At 39.1% G+C, this 18,030-nt stretch carries 6 protein-coding genes and 1 pseudogene; 4 read left to right on the forward strand and 3 right to left on the reverse strand.

Annotated features, from left to right (window positions below; all coding sequences use genetic code 11):
• The first annotated feature begins 15 nt into the window (after positions 1–15).
• Both O9324_RS10785 and O9324_RS10790 read left to right on the forward strand, forming a co-directional pair.
• Complete coding sequence (locus O9324_RS10785) at positions 16–6,393, forward strand: non-ribosomal peptide synthetase (RefSeq protein WP_288140179.1); 6,378 nt, start codon at positions 16–18, stop codon at positions 6,391–6,393.
• Positions 6,393–10,265 carry a non-ribosomal peptide synthetase gene (locus O9324_RS10790; RefSeq protein ID WP_288140180.1) on the forward strand — a complete coding sequence of 1,291 codons (3,873 nt, stop codon included), beginning with the start codon at positions 6,393–6,395 and terminating at the stop codon, positions 10,263–10,265. The genes O9324_RS10785 and O9324_RS10790 overlap by 1 nt, the downstream gene beginning before the upstream one ends.
• 92 nt (positions 10,266–10,357) lie before the next feature.
• Here the strand turns inward: O9324_RS10790 and O9324_RS10795 are convergent, their stop codons facing one another.
• From O9324_RS10795 to O9324_RS10805, 3 genes are all read right to left on the reverse strand, one after another.
• Entirely contained in the window at positions 10,358–12,409 is a 2,052-nt protein-coding gene (locus tag O9324_RS10795; RefSeq protein ID WP_288140181.1) for an FAD-dependent oxidoreductase, read from the reverse strand.
• Between the two features lie 357 nt (positions 12,410–12,766).
• Positions 12,767–13,330 (reverse strand): Uma2 family endonuclease, encoded by a 564-nt coding sequence (locus O9324_RS10800; protein ID WP_002768063.1) that lies wholly within the window; start codon positions 13,328–13,330, stop codon positions 12,767–12,769.
• A gap of 58 nt (positions 13,331–13,388) precedes the next feature.
• Positions 13,389–14,915 (reverse strand): bifunctional aminoglycoside phosphotransferase/ATP-binding protein, encoded by a 1,527-nt coding sequence (locus tag O9324_RS10805; protein ID WP_043996651.1) that lies wholly within the window; start codon positions 14,913–14,915, stop codon positions 13,389–13,391.
• Between the two features lie 660 nt (positions 14,916–15,575).
• Here O9324_RS10805 and O9324_RS10810 point away from each other — a divergent pair.
• Both O9324_RS10810 and O9324_RS10815 read left to right on the forward strand, forming a co-directional pair.
• Positions 15,576–17,399, forward strand: coding sequence for an EAL domain-containing protein (locus O9324_RS10810; protein WP_002768060.1), 1,824 nt, complete (start codon positions 15,576–15,578; stop codon positions 17,397–17,399).
• A gap of 280 nt (positions 17,400–17,679) precedes the next feature.
• Positions 17,680–18,030: pseudogene (locus O9324_RS10815) on the forward strand (RNA-guided endonuclease InsQ/TnpB family protein); the annotation flags it as partial.

An 18,030-nucleotide genomic window follows, 5' to 3' on the forward strand; every position in this document is an offset into this window, starting at 1 on the left:
TAAGGAGAATCTTTCATGGCAGACACAAAAAATCAACCCGCCAAAAATGTGGAGTCTATTTATCCTCTTTCCCCCATGCAGGAAGGGATGCTCTTTCATAGTCTTTATACTCCTGATTCAGGGATTTATTGTAGTCAAACTCTAATTACTCTGGAGGGAGAAATTAACCTTACAGTTTTTAGGCAAGCGTGGGAAAAAGTTGTAGAGCGTCACTCGGTATTAAGGACTCTATTTCTTTGGGAAAAACGGGAAAAACCTCTGCAAATTGTGCGAAAAAAGGTTGATTTGCCCTGGGATTATCAGGATTGGCGCAATCTTTCCCCCACAGAACAACAACAGCGTTTAGATTTATTGTTACAAACAGAGCGTCAACAAGGGTTTGAATTCAAAGTTGCTCCTTTAATGCGCTGCTTGATGATTCAACTATCAGACCAAACTTATAAATTCCTCTGCAATCATCATCATATTATTCTGGATGGTTGGAGTATGCCTATTATTTATCAAGAAGTTTTAGGGTTTTATGAGGCAGGTATTCAAGGGAAAAGTTATCATCTTCCTTCACCGCGTCCTTATCAAGATTATATTGTTTGGTTACAGGAGCAAAACCCATCTATTGCTGAGAGTTATTGGCAGCGAACTCTTGAAGGGTTTATGACTCCCACCCCCCTGAGGGTGGACAGACTCCAGTTAATGAAATCTGAAGGTAAGCCGACTTATAAAGAGTATAACTGTCATTTATCGGCTTCTCACTCCAAAGACCTGCAATCTTTGGCGCAAAAGCATAATCTGACCTTATCTACTCTAGTACAGGCCGCTTGGGCGATTCTTCTCAGTCGCTATAGTGGGGAATCAGAAGTTTTATTTGGGGTTACGGTTTCTGGTCGCCCCCATGATTTATCAGGGGTAGAACGTAGGGTAGGATTATTTATTAATACATTGCCGCTGCGAGTCTCCATCAGAGAATCAGATTTATTGCTATCTTGGTTACAGGAATTACAGCAAAAGCAAGCAGAAATTCAGGATTATGCTTATGTTTCTCTGGCTGAAATACAGAGATTAAGTGATATTCCACCGGGGGTTCCCCTGTTTGAGAGTTTGGTCGTTTTTGAGAATTATCCCAGAGAAGCGTTATCGCGAGATTCTCGTCAATCCTTAAGGGTTAAGGATGTGGAGAATTTTGAGGAAACTAATTATCCTTTGACGGTGGTTGCTATTCCTAGACAAGAGTTACTGATTCAGTTAATCTATGATACTAGCCGTTTTACTCAGGATACGATTGAACGGATGGCAGGACATTTACAGACTATTTTAACAGGAATTGTTACTGATCCTCGGCAACGGGTAACACAATTACCTATATTGACAACCCAAGAGCAACATCAGTTATTAGTAGAGTGGAACAATACGGAGGCTGATTATCCTTTAGATAAGTCTTTACATCAATTATTTGAAGAACAAGCTGCACGGAATCCGCAGGGAATAGCGGTTATTTTTGAAGACCAAAAATTAACCTATCAACAGTTAAATAACCGGGGCAATCAGTTAGCTCACTGTTTACGAGATAAGGGTGTAGGTGCAGAAAGTTTGGTCGGGATTTTTATGGAGCGCTCCCTAGAGATGGTCATCGGTTTATTAGGGATATTAAAAGCCGGGGGAGCTTATGTACCTTTAGATGCGGATTATCCCACCGAGCGCTTGGGGGATATCCTCTCAGATTCGGGGGTTTCTTTGGTGTTAACTCAGGAATCTTTAGGGGATTTTCTTCCCCAAACTGGTGCCGAATTACTGTGTTTAGATAGGGATTGGGAAAAGATAGCTACCTATAGCCCAGAAAATCCCTTCAATCTAACGACTCCTGAGAATTTAGCCTATGTTATTTATACATCAGGTTCAACGGGAAAACCGAAAGGGGTATTAATTAGCCATCGGGGGTTAATGAATTCAATTTGTTGGTATCAAGACGCTTTTGAAATTACGCCTTTAGACAAAACCACTCAACTAGCAAGAATCGCTTTTGATGCTGCGGTTTTGGAGTTATGGCCCTGTTTAACGGCGGGGGCGAGTCTTGTCTTAGTTAAACCTGAAATCATGCAATCTCCCCCAGACTTGCGAGACTGGTTAATTGCCCAAGAAATCACCGTCAGCTTTTTACCAACTCCCCTAGTTGAGAAGATTTTATCTTTAGAATGGGATGAAAATATAGCCCTCAGAATTATCTTAACGGGTGGGGATAAACTCCATCATTACCCTTCAGGATTAATGCCTTTTAAGCTTATTAATAATTATGGACCCACAGAGAATTCAGTAGTAACTACTTCAGGATTAGTTCCCGACTATGAAGAAGGAAACCCCCCATCCCCGTCTATTGGTAAGCCAGTTTATAACACAAAAATTTATATTTTAGATCAGAATTTACAACCGCTTCCGATTGGGGTTCCTGGAGAGTTACATATTAGCAGTGTGGGGTTAGCGCGGGGTTATCTCAATCGTCTGGAATTAACTCAAGAAAAATTTATTTCTAACCCTTTTAATTCGGGTATATTATATAAAACGGGGGATTTAGTTCGCTATCTTCCAGAGGGCAATATTGAATTTTTAGGTCGCATTGATAATCAGGTTAAGCTGAGAGGATTACGGATTGAATTAGGAGAAATAGAAGCAGTTTTAGAGACACATTCTGAAGTGGAAAAAGCCGTAGTTATTTTGCGAGAAGATACCTCAGAAAATCAACGCTTAGTCGCTTATATAGTCAGGAAATCCCCCTCATTAGGTATCCGAGAATTGCGCCGTTTCTTACAGCAACAACTGCCCGCTTATATGGTGCCTTCTGCCTTTGTCCTGTTGTCGGATTTTCCCTTAAATAACAATGGCAAGATAGACAGGAAAAAATTACCCGTCCCTGATGAGACATCAATTATTGAATCTGCTTATATAGCTCCAAGAAATGAAAAAGAAAGCCTCTTAGCTCAGATTTGGCAAGATGTTCTTCAGGTATCCAAAATAGGGGTTAGTGACAACTTCTTTGAGTTAGGAGGACATAGCTTAAAAGCTATTTCTCTAGTGAGTAAAATTCAGGAAAAGTTAGGGCAATCTTTGCCTATTAAACAAGTATTTGCTCATCCTACCATTGCTGAACAAGCAGTATTATTAAGCACTGTTACCCCTCTGACGGTAGCCACTATTCCCCTTGTATCTGCACAAGAAACCTACGAAACATCCCATGCTCAGAGACGTTTCTATGTCCTGCAACAGATGGATCTCAATAATGTAGCTTATCATATTGTTTCCACTCTCAAAATAGCAGGAGATTTTAGCCCCGATGTCTTTGAAAAAGCCATACAATTATTGATTTCCCGTCATGAATCCCTGCGGACATCTTTCATTTTAATTAACGGAGAACCACAACAGAAAATCTTGCAAAATCGTCCTTTTGATTTTGAATTTAAAGACTGGACAAATAAACCTGATGAAGAAATCCTAGAAACGATTGCAAAGGAAAGAAAAGCGTTTGACTTAGAGAAAAGTCCCCTTGGGCGCTCTAAGATTTATAAACTATCTCCGAATGAATATATTTTAGAGTTAGAAATTCATCACATTATTTGTGATGGTTGGTCAATGAGTTTGTTAGCTAAAGAATGCTTACAATACTACTCTGATTTAGCCAAAGGATTACAGCCTAATATAGAGCCATTGCCGATACAATATAAAGATTATGCAGGGTGGCAAAATAATCTTTTAAGAAGCGAAAATAATTCAAAAACCCTAGATTACTGGCGGGAAAAATTGGACAATGGACAACTGACCAGAGTTCACTTACCAACAGACTTTAAACGTCCCCAAATAAAGACCTTTAAGGGGTCCCATTTAAGCTGGAAATTTACCCAAGAAACCATTTCTAAATTAAGAAAAATTTGTCAAGAAAACGAAATAACCCTATTCATGGCATTGGTAGCAGCTGTCAAAATATTACTGTATCGCTACAGTGGTCAACATGATATTACTATTGGTACAGAAATCGCCACCAGAAACCATCCTCAACTGCAATCTCTAATCGGTTTATTTCTCAATACCTTAGTTATTCGTGACCAAATTGAACCCGAAAAAGGCTACAAAAATCTACTCGCAAAGGTTCGTCAAACCGTTACCGAAGCCTTAGAACATTCCGATTATCCCTTTGATATTTTAGTAGAGAAATTAGCTGTTTCTAGAGAAATTAACCGCACTCCCTTGTTTGATACATTAGTCCTTCTGCAAAATTTTGAGCAATCTGTAGGCTTAGAAAATATACAAATAAAATCTCTAGATTCCCTCACCCCGACCAGTAAATTTGATCTATCTTTTGTGTTTAGTGAAGATGAGGAAAAACTCAGATTAGAGCTAATTTATAACACCGACTTATTCCAAGAGGAGAGGATGAAAAAATGTCTCATTCACTTCGATAAACTCTTGAATGAAATGCTATCTAACCCCGCCCAACCCGTCAAAGACATTTCTTTGTTATCGGAGGCAGAAACCGCTTTCATTGCCAATTTTATCAATCCTATTCCTCGCTTAGAAACTCGCACGGTTATCCATGATTTTATTGACCAAGTTGAAGCCACACCGGAGAAAACATCGATAATTTATCCCGGGGGTAAATTTAGCTATCAAGAATTACATGAACTAACTAACTTTTGGGCTTATGCCTTAAAAGAATTAGGCGTGGAAAAAGATAAGGTTTGTGGTGTTCTCCTAGAAGGAGATTATCGTCAGTTAATCGCTATGCTGGCAGTATTTAAAGCCGGGGGAATCTATTTACCTCTACGTTTAGATGAACCAGAGGAGCGCTGGCAACGCATGATGATTAAAACCAGCCCCGAAATTATCTTAGTTGCGGCCGAGAATTTAGAGAAGATTAAACCCCAACTATCCGCATTAGAAAAACCGCCTCATATCCTAGTGGTTAAAGCTCATAAAATTCAGCAATATCATCAGTGGAATGGCATGGATTATCAAGAGTTTCCTTGCCAATTAAGCAACCTGAAACCCGTTCTAGCTATGCCGGATGCTGATGATTCTAATTATATTATGTTTACTTCTGGCTCAACCGGTGAACCTAAAGCAATCTTAGGCAGTCACGGCAGCTTACGTCATTTCATTAATTGGGAAAAACGGGAATTTGACATCAATGAAAATTGGCGCTGTTTACAAATTGCTCAAATTAATTTTGATGCTTATTTGAGGGAAACCTGTGTGACTTTATGCTCAGGGGGAACTCTGTATATTCCAGAGAGTACAGAGCGAGAAGACTTAGAGCTTTTATTACTGCGAATAGGAGAATGGGAAATCAATTTACTACACACTGTCCCCTCGGTAATGCGTCTGTTTTTAAAGATAGGGCGTGGTTTAGTTAATGCACATAATCTCCTGAAAAGTTTGCGAATTTTTGTCTTAGGAGGAGAGCCTTTATTTGTGAAAGAACTGGCTGAATGGCATCAAATTTTTGGCTCTCAGACAGAATTTGTGAATATTTATGGGGCAAGTGAAACTACATTTGTTAAGCATTTTTATCGAATTCCAAACCCTAATAATATTCCCTATGAACGGGTTCCGGGTGGTCAAACTTTGCCAGATGCCGCTTATGCAGTGGTTGATGGAAATCGCGCTAGGGCAATGGGAGAAGTAGGAGAAGTGTTCGTTAAATCCCCCTATTTAACCAAAGGTTATTATCAAGATGAAAGCTTAACTCATTCAGTTTTTGTGCCTAATCCTTTGAATGGGGGGAGGGATATAGTTTATCGTACTGGAGACTTAGGCAGATTGCTTCCTGATCTAACTTTAGAAGTAATAGGACGCAGTGACAATCAAATTAAATTAAATGGGGTACGGATTGAATTAGGAGAGATTGAAGATGTCCTCAGTGGGATTGAGGGAGTAGAAAAAGCCTTAGTTATAGCTAATAAAAAGGAGGAATTAGTAACCGTAATTGCTTATTATCAGGCAGAGGATACAGTTCATCAGGAATATATTCGAGGTAAATTAAAGCAACTCTTACCGATTTATATGCAGCCTAGCTTTTTAATGCGGTTAGAAGCTTTTCCCTTGTTACCCAATGGAAAAATTCATCGTCTAGCTTTGCCAAAACCCGAAGAAAATATTACTCACTTAACTAACCAAGTCCCAGATTTTAATCCACAAGAAGCTTTATTAGCTTCCCTTTGGGGTGAGTTATTAGAAGCAGAAGTGAGTAACAGTAATCAGTCATTTTTTGAACTAGGAGGAAACAGTCTAAAGGCGATGCGCTTAGTGTCACAAATCCGTAATCAATTTGGGGTTTCCCTCCGATTACGGGAAATTTTTACCCATAATACTTTAAAAGAACAAGCTGTATTAATTCAATCCCGACAAAAATGATGATCAACTTACCCCAATCTGACTCAATTAACCCACTGAAAAAACAAAAATATTACGAAGTCTCTCACGGTCAAAGAAGGCTTTGGATTTTGCAGCATATTAGCGAATCTTCTAGCGCTTATAATATTAGGCTTGCCATGAGAATTAATGGCAAATTAGATGTTTCTATATTAACAGCAGCCTTTCAAGAACTGGTAAACCGACATGAAATTCTCAGAACCACTTTTGCCAGTGTTGGGGGCAATATTAAGCAAGTTATTCATGAGGAAATACCCACAGAACAGTTAATCATTTTTAAAGATTTAAGAGGAGAAAAAGATGCTGAACTCTTGGCAGATGATTTAATTCAAGAGTCGGCAAATTTACCTTTTAGTTTAGAAAAGTTGCCCCTTATTCGAGTCTTATTGGTGCAGATTAACTCAGAAGAATTTATCTTTGGTTTGACTGTCCATCATATTATTGGAGATGCACAATCACTTGATATTATCTTTCAAGAGTTTTTTATATTATACTCGGCTTATACTCAACAAAAAAAAGCTGAATTACCCCCTCTTACCCTACAGTATAAAGATTATGCGGCATGGCAAAATCAGTGGTTAGAAAGTGAAGAAGTTAGAGAACAACATGAGTATTGGTGTGAGGTTTTTGCCGAACATCCCCCTATCTTAAACTTACCGATAGACTTCCCTCGACCTCAAGTAAAATCTTCTCAAGCAGCTTCCCACACTTATCAATTTAGTCAGAGTTTTAGCCAACAATTACAAACCTTTGCAACTCAAAATAATACCACTCTATTTATTACCCTACTGACATTCTTTAAAATATTACTCTACCGCCACACCGGCCAGCGTGATTTAGTAGTCGGTATCCCTATTTCAGCACGAAATCATCCTGATTTAGAAAACCAAATCGGATTTTATGTTAACACCTTGGCCCTGAGAACTTTATTACCAGAGGGAGTAACTTTTAGGCAAGTCTTAGCAGCAGTTACTAACACTTGTCTTGATGCCTATGAATATCGTGATTATCCTTTTGATAAATTAGTATCCGCTCTCAATTTAGAACGGGATTTGTCCAGAAATCCCTTATTTGATGTCATGTTTTCTCTACTGGGTAAAGAAAGCAAAACTGTCTTAAAAATTCCAGGTTTGGAACATCAACCCTATCCCCTAAAACCACGCATGGCTCAATTTGATATGACTTGGAGCTTCTTTGAAGATAGTCATAATCTTACATTAGCTATTGAATATGAGCCGGATTTATTTTTGCCTGAAACTATCGCCAGAATGAGTGGTCACTTTTTACAAATTATTGAAAGTGTAATTCAGAATCCCGATTGTCAATTATCTGAGATTAATTTATTAACCCCTGAAGAACGGCATCAATTACTAATAGAGTGGAATCAAACCGAAGTCCCTTATCCTCAACAGTGTCTGCACCAGTTAGTTGAAGAAAAAGTTAGAGATAATCCCGAGGCAATAGCTCTTATTTTTGAGGGCAAAAAATTGACCTATCGAGAGTTAAATAGTCGAGCTAATCAAGTCGGTCACTATTTACAAGAAAAAGGCGTAACTTCAGAAGTATTAGTGGGGATTTTTATTGAGCGTTCTTTTGAGATGATCATCGGAATATTGGGAATTATTAAAGCTGGGGGAGCTTATGTTCCTTTAGATACTAATTATCCCCCTGAGCGCTTGGATTATATGATATCTGATTCAGCTATTTCTCTGTTGTTAACTCAACAATCTTTAGTCCAATTTCTGCCCGAAAATCAAGCCGAAATACTGTGTTTAGATACAGATTGGTCAAGGATAGCCAATTATAGTCAAGAAAATTTGACCTCTTCAGTTACCCCAGAAAATTTAGCTTATGTTATTTACACTTCGGGTTCAACGGGAAAACCTAAAGGTGTGATGAATATTCATAAAGGAATTTGTAATACTCTAAAATATACTATTGATCATTATAATCTTACCTCTGAAGATCGCGTTCTCCAAATTACTGCCTTTAGTTTTGATGTTTCAGTCTGGGAAATTTTCTTGTCTTTAACCTCAGGTGCTACCCTAGTGATAACTAAATCTGATCGCTATAAAGATATAGATTATTTAATAGATTTAATTCTGAAAGAACAAGTGACTTATTTTACTGCTGTTCCCTCAATATTGCGAGTTTTTCTGCAACATCCTAAGAGCAAAGATTGCCACTGTTTAAAACGAGTAATTGTCGGGGGAGAAGCCTTATCTTATGAACTCAATCAACGATTTTTTCAGCAGTTAAACTGCAAATTATATAACATTTATGGACCAACAGAATCCGCCGTTGATACTACCGTCTGGTGCTGTCAGCCCAATTCCCAAATTTCTATTGGGCGCCCCCTTGCTAATGTCCAAGTTTATATTCTCGATAGTTATCTCCAACCGGTTCCTATTGGTGTTGCTGGAGAATTACATATTGGTGGAATGGGTTTAGCGCGTGGATACCTCAACCAAGCTGAATTAACGGCTGAGAAATTTATTCCTCATCCTTTTGCCGAGGGTAAATTATATAAAACGGGGGATTTAGCTCGCTATCTTCCTGATGGAAACATTGAATATTTAGGGCGGATTGATAATCAAGTTAAGCTGAGAGGTTTCCGCATTGAATTAGGAGAAATTCAGACAGTTTTAGAAACTCATCCCGACGTTGAACAGGCTGTTGTGATTATGGGAGAAGATTCGTTCTCTGATAAACGTTTAGTCGCTTATGTAATGAGAAAAGAACCGTTGTTAACTTCTCAGGATATGCGTCGTTTCTTGCAGCAGAAATTACCCGTTTACATGATCCCTTCTGCCTTTGTGATGTTGTCGGATTTTCCCTTAAATCCTAATGGGAAAATAGACTTACATAAATTGCCTATACCGGATGAGACTTCTTTAGTGGAATCACCCTATTTAGCACCCCGCAATCAAACGGAAACTATCTTAGTAAGCCTTTGGCAACAGCTTCTACAAGCTGGCAAGATAGGGGTTAATGATAACTTCTTTGAGTTGGGGGGTCATTCCTTACAAGCTATGAATCTTATGGCTTTAATTTATGAAAAAATCGCCATAGAAATTCCTTTATCAATGATTTATGAAAAGCCAACAGTAGCCGAATTAAGCGATTATATTATCTATGCTCAGGAGATGAATATTCAACCGAAAGAACGTCCTTATGTGGTGTTTAATAAGGAGCAAGAAAAGGCCGTCTTTTTATTTCCCCCCGCTCTTGGTTTCGCTGCTGCTTATGCCAATTTAGCGGAGTATATAACGGATTATGCTCTCTATACTTTTCACTACATTAGCGATGAATTAATGTTAGAAAAATACGCTGAATTAATTGAGGATTTAGCTCAGGATCAAGATATAAAATTAATGGGACATTCCGCTGGCGGATTTTTAGCGATGTTAATGGCTCAACAATTAGAAAGTCGAGGAAGAGTTGTTTCTGATGTCATTTTACTGGATACTTACAGAGGAGGACGTGAGGCTAAAAAAGCTGATATGTCAGAGATTCAAGAAGGGGTTGATGCTTTCTTATTAAATCCCAAACGTCAGGAATTAAGAGGTTACTTTTTAGGGAATCAAAAACTCCGCGATCGCACTTATCATCAAGTGTGGGAATACTTTAATTTTCTTTGGAATTCTGATTTAAAAAATGTACAAATTCAAGGGACTATTCATTTGATTCGTGCTGAGGGAAACTATGAAGCTCAAGATGATTGGACACAAGCAACAAAAGGGGAAAGAATCAATCATTATGCCACCGGTATTCATCGTGAAATGATTGATCCTCCTTATCTTCCCAAAAACGCTCTGATTATCAATAGTATTCTCAACCCAAAAAAGTCGTAACCGTTTAGGTGACGGACGAAATCTGGCAATCTGAGAGACATGGATGAGGAGTACCTAGGGTCTGCTAAAAAAGCTTTTTCAGCAAACCCTAATTAATACCAATTATCCATCGACTGGAAAATTGAGGCATCGGGGAACATAGTTGGATTACCACTTGCATCGATTTTTTGCCGTAATTCTCGCAATTGTTTATTCCCGATGAGAAAATCACTTTCTACTAATTGATAGGGCAGTACATTATTATCCAAAGCATACACTGCCGTGATGCCCGCCGCTACCCCGGAGGACCACTCGAAGGAATGGACACGATAGGCGGCCGCAGCAATATGACTAAGAGCGATACTTTTACCCGCTATCAATAAATTATCGATTTTTTGGGGAATTATAGCCCTTAAAGGTATCTCGAAGGGGTAAGCTTGCCCCTGTCCCCGTCTTTCTCCTGCTTTTTCTGTATTACCCGGTTTTTCGGGGGGATGTTCCGTCATGCAGGGGTGAAAATCAATCGCGTAGTGACCGATACCGACGGAATCGGGGTAAATAGTCGATCGCTTGCGTTTAACGGCCTTATCGGGGGATAATGTGCCATCAAGTACGGAAAATCCCTCTAATCCTGCCAATGTGGCAATTAAGCGCCGATATTCTGCCGGGGAAAGATTTTGACGATAGAAATCACTTTGAAAATTTTGTCGGGAAATATCGATTTCTGTGACGGTAAAACCATCGGGGAAAGTCAGGGAAGGACGACCGATAATCCGTCTTGCTTCCCGAATATAGGGATATTTTGACAAACCGTGAGCAGTACCCATGGGAGAATCAAAACCGGAGAGATAACGGTTATTCAAATGGGGAACTTTTACCCCGTCTCCTAACTGGGAATCGGTGGTTCCTTCTACTAACCAATAATAGTAGGAAATGGCGTGTTCTTCGCCCCTCGCGAGGGTTTCGGTGCGTAATCCTCCCATCCATCCCCCGGGAGATAACTGTCCTAACTCTTGCAACTGTTCACGGGTGTAGATAAAGTTATCCTTCCCAGTCCCCGGACGGTAATCATTTCCCCAGGTCCAATTCTGCATGGAGATATCCCCCGGGACGGGTTCGGTAAAAGTAATTCCCCCAAAGGTTTTCTCTTTACCCAGTTGTGGACTCCAGATACGACGATAGGTGAAAACAAGGTCAAAATCGGCTAATCGCGGCAATTCATAGCTAAAATAGGGGGCATAGCGTTCATAATAAACAGGTTTCTCGTGGGTTTGTGGTTTTTCTGTTTCCTCCATGGCGAAGGTATAGGTAAAGCCTTGGGTACAGTAGGGGTCGCCAGTGACGCTAGAGGAAGAAGGTTCGAGATAACTGCGCTTATCGACACCTAAACGGTAGGGAATATCTGATAATCCGATTATTTCCCCGGTTTCGGTCGCTTCAATCACATACCAATCTGCTAATTGATTCGGTTGGGAGGATTTGGGGACAAAACGGAGGATTTTCTTATCAAAACGGGGAGAATTTTCGTAGCGATAGATATCCTCCATTTTTTGCGATAAAAACTCGGTATTTAGGGGAGGAGTACCTTTTGCGGGACTATGTTGAATAGCAATTACACTGGTAATCTGTTGACCGGTGCCGCGATTGGGTAAAGTTTCAATATTTAATTCTTTGACTACCGTGGAGGGAAACCATTTCAGGGTTCCTTTGCCTTTTTTGGCAGCGTCTTCTAACTGTTGAAATAATAATTTATGTCCATCAAAAGGCAAAAAACAAGACCCGCTTACCCAACATTCTCCGGGGTTGCGTTTCCCGTAATGCTTTCTAATTCTTTCCCTAAATTCTAGATAACCTTTCGGGAAAAATAATTTTTCTCTTTGTGTCCGTCTTTCATCTAATGCGGAGGTTCCCTGAGAAGATATCTGTCCCCCCACCCAGTCGGTAATCTCGGTTAAACAGACGGTTTTTCCTAATAATAAAGCTTCGTAGGCTGCACCGGCACCGGCTAAACCACCACCCACCACCAGAATATCACAGCCGACGCTTTGATCCGGTTCTCGCGGGGGGGCTGCTAGGGTGAGAGGAGTGAAAGCTTGTAGGAGAAATAATCCCAGAGAGAGGGATTTAAGAGGAGTAAAGTGATGATTGAAAATTTTAGGGGACATTATTGACAAATATCAATGTTATGGCTGAGAGTTTCCTCTTTCTTTGAAGAAGTAGCCAGAGCATCTGTTCCTGTAATCCTGATGTTTTTTTTGGGTGGTCTTGAGAACTTTGTAGCTTGATGCTGGCTTTTGAGAGATTATACACCTTCAGGCTGACACTCGATCGCTTTTCTGGAAATGTTTCGACAAAGATATCCTGATTCTGTCTCATTCCCTTTGTTATACTAAATCCGTTGAGTAACGCACAGAAAACGGGTTTCTCCGAGAAACCCGTTTTCTACTCATGCAAAAGGCAAAACGGAGAATAAATAATCAGTTTTTAATAACTGGATTTAGTATTATTCCCTGTCATCCTTGCTAAGTTAAATGCAAAACAAACCCGGGTAAGACATCTTCCCCAGATAAAGTAGCAGGTAAATTAATAATTTCCACACCGCTATTTAGTCGGTAGATTTCCACCTGCTGCTGTTGAGGATTAATCAACCAACCCAAACGTAAACCACTGGCTAAATATTCGCGCATCTTTTCCCGTAAAGAGATTAAGGAATCAGTACGAGAACGTAATTCAATCACAAAATCGGGACATAAAGGTGGGAACTTTTCTCGCTCTTCTGCGCTCAAAGCTTCCCATCTTTCCCGTTTTATCCAAGCAACATCAGGAGAACGATATCCTCCCTTTGGTAAACGAAAAATTGTCGAAGAACTAAAGACTTTACCAGAATTACTTTGACGATTCCAAATCGTTACATCAGCAATTAAATCAGCTTCTCGATTACCACTATTTCCACCCACGGGAGGCATAATTAATAATTCTCCTTTTTGATTACGTTCTAAATTCCATGTTTGATTAGCCTGACAGAGATGATAAAATTGTTCATCGGTCAGATTAACTGCATCGATATTTAACACTACAGTTTCCATAATCGCTTCTCCTTCTTGCTGCTTTATAAGAATGGCTATATCGTTGATTCATCTCAACCTATTTACCTAATTGACTCTCTAAAAATTCTGGCCAATCGGGATTAGTAGTGTCTAGGGAAATTAGATAGGGTTGTTCCCTTTCATTAAAAGGTTCTGTTTTCTCAATTTGGGCATTTAAAACCTCGATAGTAGCATCAGAAATATCGCCTTTTCTAGCGGCAATCCGTTGTTTTAAAACTTCTATAGGTGCGTGACAATGGACAATATGAAAAGGAATCTGTAAATTTTGGGCATAGGTTAATAAGGGTTCTCGCCAAGCATATTTATCGTAGCGTGCATCGAGAATAACCGGATAACCTAAAGCTATTAAAATTCGGGCTAATTCCGCCAGTCTAGCGAAGGTTTTTTGACTCATTTCGAGACTATATATGTCTAGACTTCCTGTTTGATTTAAGTCAATTCCAGCCAAATGTTTGCGAACTGCATCGGAACGAATCTGAATAGCATTAAGATTTTTAGCAATTACTTTCCCTATGGTACTCTTACCCGAGCCAGAAAATCCCGACATCAGAATTAATCTCGGTTTCTGCGGTTGTGTGTACTGCCAAGCTAATTGATAATAATCCTGTGCATCTGCTTTAATTTTCTCAGAAAAAGTGTCACCATCAAGCAGAAAACTATTGACTTTTGCCCTCACATACGCTTGTCTAGTCAGGTAGAGAGGCAAGACTTTTAAACCCTCCCAGTCTGCGGTTTGTTCTAGATAAGTATTGACAAATAAATTAGCGAAATCTTCTCTCCCCCTAGCGGTTAAATCCATGACTGTAAAAGCAATATCATACATGACATCAACGAAGCGAAAAGATTCATTAAATTCTATGCGATCAAATAATTGTATTTCTCCCTGCCACTGACAGATATTATTTAAATGTAAGTCGCCGTGACATTCGCGAATCATCCCTTTTATTTGTCTTTCCTCTAACCAATCTCGGTGTTCTGCGAAGAATTTATCTGTATAAGCTTTTGTTTCATCGTATTGTTTTTGGGTTTGAACAAAATTAATATATTTCTCGGTTTGTTGGTAGTTTTCATCAAAAGCTTGTTTAATAACTTCTAAATTGCCAAATTGAGTAATATAGGAATTAGTCACAGCTTGTCGATGAAATCCTGCCACTTTTTCAGCCAAAGATTTTATAGCTTTTTCCGTTAGTTCTCCCCGTTCAAAAACTTTACTCAGTAAACATTCTTGGGGAAACTGATTCATTTTTAAAACGTATTCGATCGCTTTTCCTTCTCCATTTAAACTTATGCTACCCTGTTGATCATTAATTGACAAAACTTCTAGATAGATATTATCGGCGACTTTTTTATTTAACTCTAGTTCCTGTTCTAGATAATACTTTCTCTTTTCTAAAGTGGAGAAATCTAAAAAATTATAATTAACTGGTTTCTTGACTTTATAGGCATAATCTCCTGTCAAGAAGATAATTGAAGCATGGGTTTGGATAATTTCAACGGGAATTTTGACAGAATGAGGATAAAAGTCAGGATTTTTTAATTCTTCGATTAATCGATTGCTATCCATAGCGAGAACTCCTATCGGTTGCATCTCATTTGTATAAATTTACTAGGTTGGGATTTTTCCAGGAAAACCCTCAGCTAAAATTGGCTGTTATTTCCGATTTTATCACTTAATCTTTGACTCTTGGGGGATTCTACCCCCCAAACGCTGGAAAGCATTAGCTTTGCAAGTGGGATGCTTACACGGGGTTTTTCATACATTTGTACCAGTTTAAGGATGACTGATAATTGCTGATTGTCGGTAAGCTGTTGACTATCTAAATTACTCGTTAAGACCCCCTAAAAGCGGGGTCAGCTTTAAGCCAAGGAATTAGGGGTACAGTTAGTTTGAGATAATTTTGATGCTGACTATTCCTTCTTAAGTTATATTTATAAATATCCCCTCGACAGCTTGAAGATCGAACCTTTATCCAATCTTTACCATCAAAAACCGAGCATTTAGCCATGTTATCGACTATAATCGGCCTAGTACAGAATTTGAACAGGTACAAAGATTTTGGGTTACTCAGGCCTTGAAACCAGAAGATGTGACGCAATTGCCGTTAAGGAACTGTTCCGAATCACACCCAACACTTTATTGAGAAAATAAATTAAGTCAAAGACGAATAAGCCATGACTTTTTGAGGGAGCATATTAACTTATATTTTGTCGAGGTACCGAAAAAATGATTAATGGTTCATCCAATTCCCGTTATCTCCTCATTGTGGAAGATCCTCAAGGGAGAAGAACAATTACCCTAGAAGACATGAAATATTCTCTCGGCCGTAAGTCCGATAATCAAATTGTTCTTCGCTCCAAATACGCGTCTCGCTATCATGCGACTTTAATTAAAAAGAGTATTGATCGCCAAAATTTTTCCTATTGGATTCTTGATGGTGATTTAGAAGGGAATAAAAGTCATAATGGTATTTATGTCAATGGGTCTAAATGCTTGGTTCATGAATTAAAAGATGGTGATTTAATTAACTTTGGCTGTGATATAAATGCCAGTTTTCATTTAATAGCCAGTCAAGAAAAAATAGAGCAAGCACCGGTTAAAAGTTCAGGACAGCTACGAGTGGATCTGACGGAAAATGAAGCAAATTATAGCCAGGATAACCTCCACACGAAAAGTACCCTAATTCTCCATCATTCCCCATCCCAGACCATTAGTTTTGATAACAGGACTCAAGAGGAATCTTTCCTAGATATTCTCACGAATTTGCCTAACCGTTCTCTCTTTAATGAATATCTGTCAAATGCTATTAATAATGCCCAGAAAAGTAATCAAATGCTCGGTCTGTTATTAGTGGATGTAGAGCGGCTAAGAAATGTCAACAATCGATTAGGTTATCGACTGGGAGATAAGCTATTAAAAATCGTCAGTGAACGGTTAAGAAAAAATTTGAGATCGGGGGATATAGTCGCTCGTTGGGGAGGGGACGAATTTATTATCCTGCTGCCACAAATTAATAATGCTAATGATCTGGAAAAAGTTAGTCAAAGAATTATTAAAACCCTAGAAAATAATTACGAAATCGAAAATCACTCCCTAGCCGTGCGATTAAATTTAGGTTCAGTTATCTGTCCCCCCGTCGGCACAGACAGAAAAATAATTTTACAGAAACTGGAGGAAAATTTAGTAGCGGTCAAGAATAATATCAACAATAATAACTCCAGGATAGAGTCAGTTAATGTTCACCCTAAAAATACTCGTAGTTCTAAAGTTGAATATTTTCTCTATCAGGCAATCAGAAATAATGAATTAGCTCTTTACTATCAACCGCAAGTTAATATGACTCAGGGACAAGTGGAAGGGTTAGAGGTATTATTGCGCTGGTTACACCCTCAATTCGGATTAATCGCTCCTAATCGTTTCTTACCCTTAATCCAAGAAAGCGAGTTAATCCTTGAGCTTAATCGTTGGGTACTGAAAAATGCCTGTCAACAAGCACAAATATGGCAGCAGCGAGGATTATTATACACTCCCATCTCGATCAATCTGTCCCCGCACCAATTGCGGGATCCCCAGTTGCTCACCATCCTCAAAGAAGTCTTGACTGAAACCAAAATCGGGACTTTCTTTCTGGAGATGGAAATAACCGAAACAAGTTTACTAGAAAATAGCAGCGAAACTGGTCGAATTCTTGGGGATTTGCAGGAATTGGGTATTAGTATCACCCTTGATGATTTTGGCAGCGGTTACGCGTCGATCGCCTATCTCGGTCAATTTTCCGTTAAAAAACTGAAAATAGAGCAATCTTTAACGAAAAACCTGAGTAATAATCCCCAAGATACCCGTTTTATCTCGTCATTGTTGGCGATAGCGAAAAGTTTTAACTTAATAGTGATCGCCAAGGGAGTAGAAACCCAACAACAATTAGAAATCCTGCAAGAATTAGGTTGCGAGAGAATGCAAGGCAATCGCATCAGTGGCCCTCTAGCAGTGGAGGAAATGACTAAATTTCTCCACATCCACCGCAGCCTGTCAGTAATCAGTGATCAGTGATCAGTTACCAGTTATCAGCTCTGGGTTTTTAGTCAGGGGTATTAAGTGAGGAGGATGAAATAGCATTAACAGTGCTGTCCTTTCACTGATCACTGTTTACTGATAACTGATTACTGATAACTGATTTTGGTCACTGATTCCGGTATGATCTGAACAGAGAATCTAGGATCAAATACCTACTCATCGAAAATTTGGGTCTGAAACCCCGTCGTTCTACGAAGGCTTTAATGTTAAATATTATCACATTTTAGAAATATATTCTAAAATGTGAGGTAAGGTAAAAGCCTATTCGTTTCGATTTTACCCCCCACCCGAACAAGAGTCGCTATTTCGGCGCACTTTGGGCTGTGTAAGATTGGTTTACAATAAAGCTCTCCATCTCAGAACACAAGCTTGGTATGAAAGACAAGAAAGAGTAGGCTACGCTCAAACTTCTTCAATGTTGACCGATTGGAAAAAGCAAGAAGAATTAGACTTTCTCAATGAGGTAAGCTGTGTACCTTTACAACAAGGGTTAAGACATTTACAAACAGCTTTCACTAACTTCTTTGCTGGTCGTACTAAGTATCCTAACTTTAAGAAAAAACATCAAGGAGGAAGTGCCGAATTTACCAAATCAGCCTTTAAATTT

Origin of the sequence: Microcystis sp. LE19-84.1B (assembly GCF_027531875.1) — a bacterium.
Classification (GTDB): Bacteria; Cyanobacteriota; Cyanobacteriia; order Cyanobacteriales; family Microcystaceae; genus Microcystis; species Microcystis panniformis.

Coding starts and splice junctions, on each gene's coding strand:
- O9324_RS10800 (WP_002768063.1), bottom strand. CDS start 13,330: ATGGAAACTGTAGTGTTAAATATCGATGCAGTTAATCTGACCGATGAA.
- O9324_RS10795 (WP_288140181.1), bottom strand. CDS start 12,409: ATGTCCCCTAAAATTTTCAATCATCACTTTACTCCTCTTAAATCCCTC.
- O9324_RS10805 (WP_043996651.1), bottom strand. CDS start 14,915: ATGGATAGCAATCGATTAATCGAAGAATTAAAAAATCCTGACTTTTAT.
- O9324_RS10790 (WP_288140180.1), top strand. CDS start 6,393: ATGATCAACTTACCCCAATCTGACTCAATTAACCCACTGAAAAAACAA.
- O9324_RS10810 (WP_002768060.1), top strand. CDS start 15,576: ATGATTAATGGTTCATCCAATTCCCGTTATCTCCTCATTGTGGAAGAT.
- O9324_RS10785 (WP_288140179.1), top strand. CDS start 16: ATGGCAGACACAAAAAATCAACCCGCCAAAAATGTGGAGTCTATTTAT.